The 5,120-nt window shown below is 63.5% G+C and carries 3 protein-coding genes and 1 pseudogene; all 4 read right to left on the reverse strand.

Annotation, left to right across the window (positions count from 1 at the left end; genetic code table 11):
- Window positions 1–231 precede the first annotated feature (231 nt).
- The gene (locus WBL05_RS08225) at window positions 232–3,285 is read right to left on the reverse strand and encodes a type I restriction endonuclease subunit R (RefSeq protein ID WP_424225120.1); all 3,054 of its coding nucleotides are present in this window, start codon (window positions 3,283–3,285) and stop codon (window positions 232–234) included.
- Entirely contained in the window at window positions 3,282–4,178 is an 897-nt protein-coding gene (locus WBL05_RS08230; RefSeq protein ID WP_424225122.1) for a GIY-YIG nuclease family protein, read from the reverse strand. The genes WBL05_RS08225 and WBL05_RS08230 overlap by 4 nt, the downstream gene beginning before the upstream one ends.
- Window positions 4,175–4,948: a restriction endonuclease subunit S gene (locus tag WBL05_RS08235; RefSeq protein WP_424225124.1), complete on the reverse strand. Its 774-nt coding sequence runs from the start codon at window positions 4,946–4,948 to the stop codon at window positions 4,175–4,177. Before WBL05_RS08235 ends, WBL05_RS08230 begins: the two co-directional genes overlap by 4 nt.
- Window positions 4,949–5,120: pseudogene (locus WBL05_RS08240) on the reverse strand (integrase core domain-containing protein); the annotation flags it as partial.

Consider the following 5,120-nt stretch of genomic DNA (forward strand, 5'->3'; position numbering starts at 1 on the left):
ACGGGCTCATCGAACTCCACCGCCGCATCGCCCGCGGCTTCCGCAACCGAGACAACTACCGGCTACGCATGCTCCTCATCGGCGGCGGACTCACCCCGCCACCCCCACCGGAAGTGTGAAGAGCCACTATCAAGAGCCAACGGCTGGAACCGCGATGGAAGTCACGTGAATGCGCGAGCGCGCTGAGGCTGGGTCCCGACCGCCGGCCCTGGAGCCCGGACGCCGGGCCGATCAGGACAGCCCGAAGTATCGGCTGAAGAACGCGCCGAGCTTCTCCAGCACGGTCTGCTTCTTCATGCTGTGGTTGTTGACTTTCGCGAACCGGGAGACGGGCGGCAGGATCCGCGTGATGGCGGTGCCGGCGGTGGGGATGGCTCCATCGCGGAAGGCCCGTCGGACGAACTCGCGGGTCTCGTCGGGGCGCAGAGCTTCCTCGGTGATGATCCGGTCGAGGTCCTCGGTGCGCCTCGCCGTTACGAACGCCTGCCACTCGCCCTCGACATCGGCGTCCACGGTGAGGGAGTCGACGAACGCTTCGATGAGGTCCTTCTTGTTGCGCAGCGTCGGGCTGGAGTCGACCGCCCGGGCGATGGTCGCGCGTACCTCGACGTCGCCGGACTCACCGCGCTTTTCGAGGTACTGCCGAACCAGCATCAGGATGTAGTCGACGTTGACCTCGACCTGCTTGATCAGTTCGAGCTCGAAGACGACGTCGTCGTTGATCGTCTCCTTGTCAGCGTCGATGACTTTGCGGAAGTCGGCGTACAGGTCGAGGTAGAGGCTCTGGTAGTCCTGCAGCTGCCGCGCGGTGAGGATCTCGTTGCCGGCGAAGTCGTCGAACGCGGTCAGGATGTTCCGCAGCCGAAGGATGGTGCCGAACAGGGCGATGAACCGCTTCTGGTTGTTCTCACCGACCACCAGCTCACCGGCCGGGAAGCCGTCGAGCAGCTCGGTGACCTTCTCGGCGTACTCGTCGTAGTACTCCCCGTACGGCTTGAGCAGCACGACACCCTTGGCATCCGGGTTGCCGAACAGGGCCAGCGCTTCGTTGGTCTCGTCCTCGAGGTTGCGGAAGCTGACGATGTTGCCGTACGTCTTGACCGAGTTCAGGATCCGGTTGGTCCGTGAGAACGCCTGGATCAGCCCGTGGGCACGCAGGTTCTTGTCCACCCACAAGGTGTTCAGCGTGGTGGCGTCGAACCCGGTGAGGAACATGTTGACCACGGTCACGATGTCGATCTCGCGGTTCTTCAACCGCAGCGACAGGTCTTTGTAGTAGTTGCCGAACCGGTCGGCGGTGGTGTCGAAGCTGGTGCCGAACATGTCGTTGTAGTCCTGGATCGCATCCTCCAGGAAGTCCCGTGAACTGCGGTCCAGGCCATGGGTCTCGAACTCCTCCTCACCCAACAGGCCGTCGGGTTCGGCCTCGTTGGCCGCGTAGCTGTAGATCAGGCCCACCTTCAACCGCTGGTCGGGGGGCAGTTCGTCCTCGCGATGGGTGAAGGCGTTGTAGTACCGCTTGGCCGCCTCGATGGACGCGGTGGCGAACAGCGAGTTGAAGCCGCTCACCCGCTTGCCGGCCAGCGTGTAGGTGGAGTTGCGTTTGGTCTTCTGGTCGAAGTGCTCCCGGACGTAGGCGACGACCTGGCTGATGCGCTCGGGATCGAGCAGGGCCTTCTCGGTGTCGATGGCCGGCACCTGCACGTCGGCGATCGCATCGGACGCCTTGATGGTGTTGATGTAGTCGATGCGGAACGGCAGCACGTTGGCGTCCCGGATGGCGTCCACGATCGTGTAGGTGTGCAGCCGGTCCCCGAACGCCTGCTCGGTGGTCCGCAGCCCCGGCGTTCCACTGCCACCGGCATTGACGGCGAAGATCGGCGTGCCGGTGAACCCGAACAGGTGGTAGCTCCGGAACGCCTTGGTGATGGCGGTGTGCATGTCGCCGAACTGGCTGCGGTGGCACTCGTCGAAGATGATCACGACGTGCCCGGAGTAGATCACGTGCTTGGGGTTCTGGCCGATGAACCGGGCCAGCTTCTGGATGGTGGTGATGATGATCCGCGCGTTCGGGTCCTCCAGCTGCCGCTTCAACACCCGGGTGGAGGTGTTGGAGTTGGCCGCGCCCTTCTCGAAGCGTTCGTACTCGCGCATGGTCTGGTAGTCCAGATCCTTGCGGTCGACCACGAACAGCACCTTGTCGACCGTGGGCAGTTTGGTGGCCAACTGGGCGGTCTTGAAGCTGGTCAGGGTCTTGCCCGATCCGGTGGTGTGCCAGACGTAGCCGCCGGCGGCGGTGGTGCCCAGCCGGCGGGCATTGGTGGCGGTTTCGATGCGGCGTAGGATCTGCTCGGTGGCCGCGATCTGGTACGGCCGCATCACCAGCAGCTTGCGGTCGGAGTCGAACACGCAGTAGCGGGTCAGGATGTTGAGCAGGGTGTGCTTGGCGAAGAAAGTCTTGGTGAAGCCGACCAGGCCCGGGATCGGCTTGTTGGACGCGTCGGCCCAGCAGCTGGTGAACTCGAAGCTGTTCGACGTCTTGCGTCGGTTCCGCTTCCCGGACGCCTCGGACAGGTGCTGGTCGCGGACGGTGTTGGAGTAGTACTTGGTCAGCGTGCCGTTGCTGATGACGAACAACTGCACGTAGTCGAACAGGCCTGAGTCGGCCCAGAAGCTGTCGCGGGCGTACCGGTTGATCTGGTTGAAAGCCTCCCGAATGTCAACGCCCCGCCGCTTCAGCTCCACGTGTACCAGCGGCAGGCCGTTCACCAGAATCGTCACGTCATACCGGGACGCGTGCGCCCCGCCACCGGACGGGACGCCGTCGGCGCCGGTGGCCGCGGCAGGTACCTCGTACTGGTTGATCACCTGGAGGCGGTTGTTGTGGATGTGGGTCTTGTCGAGCAGGTAGATGTTCTTGAACGTCCCGTCGTCGCGCTTCAGCACCTGGACGTGGTCGGTCTGGATCTTCGCGGTCTTCTCGACGATCCCCTCGTTCGCCGAGGCGATCTGCTGGGTGAAGAACTGCTGCCATTCGGAGTCGGTGAAGGTGACCTTGTTCAACGCCTCCAACTGGACGCGAAGGTTCGCCACCAGCTGCGCTTCGGAGTGCAGCGGCAGATAGTCGTAGGCCTGCTCCTGCAACAGTGCGATGAACGCCCGCTCAAGATCGGCCTCCGACTGGTAGCCGTCCTGCACTGCCGGGTCAGGGACGAACTCCGCCACCACCGTCGACTCTGCACTGATTGCGATCGGCTCAAAGCCCAGGGCTTCGGCCGTGATCACTTGTCGAGCCCCCGGTTCTCCCACGTCTCGTACATGCCCCCGGACCACAGCCACTCGCGGCGTCCATTGCACGACCGGCCAAGCGCGATGGAGCCGGCGGTCGATGGCGAGGTGAAGGGGACATCGCGCGTCAACCGACCCAGCGCTCCTGTCGCCTCGATGGCGCCCTCGGCGATGAGTTTCTCGTGCGCCGCGCGGTACGAGGCGTACGCCCGACGAGTGCTCTCCGCGCTACCTGTCCCCGCCCAGGTACCAACCACTAACGAACCCTCCAGCATCGTGAACTCGTCCCCGATCACCTGAGCTCGCGCGTCGACGCCTCCCTTGCTGGTGAGCGTGAAGACCGGCGACACGTCGCGTGTGTGTGGAGATGAGGCGACGGCCGGTCGTGTGCGGATCGCGTTGATGCCGAGAACGGGAAGGATTATCTGGAGGTGTTCCATGAAGGCCTCCATATCGGAGGCTTGAGCCTCCGATAGCTTCCGGCCTTGAGGGGTGTTTCCGTTCTGCAGCGAGACCCGCTGCGCCTGGCTCGCCAGTTCGACCAGTCGGGCCTCCAGGTATCCCCAATGGCCCTCAGTGAACGCATGGTCCTTGGCCGAGATCAGGACGGCCCTGTCCCAGAAACTCTTGGTTCGCTCATGGTCGGCGAACCGGCGCTCGAGGTTCTCGGTCCGACCGATGTAGCAGCGCACGCCCCCGATTGCGTCCTTCTCCTCACCCAGCAGGAGGTATGCCCCGTTGCGCTTCGCCTCAGGCCTGGCAAGCAGGTCGGCGAGTTCCGAGCGAGGCCCGGTCAGGACGTGCCCGGTCCACCCAGCAATCTCGGCAGTGGTTATGCCACCCGGCACGCCCTCTACGAGAAACAGCTCAATGTGCTTGCCTCGATTCATGCCACCATCTCCTCGAATGTCAGCAGGCGATCGCGGTAGTACTCGTATTGCTGGCGCCGGGCGGCCAACTCGGCGGGCAGACCGACGGACAGGTCGTTGACCAATGCGTCGAAGCCGTCGAGGATCGTCACGATGCGCTCCTGCTCAGCCAGCGGCGGGATTGGAAAAGGCAGTCGTTCCAGAGTCCTGACTGCCAGACCGGGCTGCGCCGACTTGGTCGCGAATTGATTAAGGTTCATGTAGTCCAGCACGTGAAAGGCCCAGCGAACATCAATGTCTGGTCTTGGGGTCACTACCACGGCGTGTTCGGTGGCATAGAAGCGCCCCTTGGCGCGCTTAACATTGCCACAGAGTGCTCCTTGACGACCGATCAAGACGTGATCGCCATCGTGGCTAGGTTGCGACACATAGCCCCGGATTCCGTTTCCGCCAAAACAAGGGATCGGATGCGCAGAATCCTCCTCCGGGGACAATTCAGTTGGCTTGACGGATCTGCCCGCTCGCATGCCTAGAACCGTACCCATAGGTGCCCACTCGCAACTTTGAAGGCACTCACGATCCAGCAGGGCGTCGCGGTAGTGATCGTACTGGCGTCGGCGCGCTTCCAGCTCCGCTTCCAGCTCCGCTTCCAGCTCCGCTTCCAGCTCCGTGAACGTGTCCAATACTCTCACGATCTCCCGCTGAACTTCCAGCGGCGGCACCGGGATGCGAAAAACCCGGACAAGGCTGTCAGGGATCGAGGGATAATTGCCCGGCACCTGATTGTTCACCCCGGATAGGTTGGGTACGCGCGCGGCTGGGGGATGTCCCTTGAGCGCGGTGTGGCCTCGGTGGTGATTGTAATGGTGCAGCCATTGGTCGAAGGCGGCGACTCGCTGGGTTTCGGAGGTGTAGGGCTGGGCATAGGCCCATTCCTCGAGCATGATGCGGTTGAACCGTTCG

This window comes from Brooklawnia sp. (genome assembly GCF_049651565.1).
Taxonomy (GTDB): domain Bacteria; phylum Actinomycetota; class Actinomycetes; order Propionibacteriales; family Propionibacteriaceae; genus Brooklawnia.

What these genes read in the sequence shown, in the direction of transcription:
- WBL05_RS08230 (WP_424225122.1), bottom strand. Translation starts at nt 4,178, where the DNA reads ATGAATCGAGGCAAGCACATTGAGCTGTTTCTCGTAGAGGGCGTGCCG.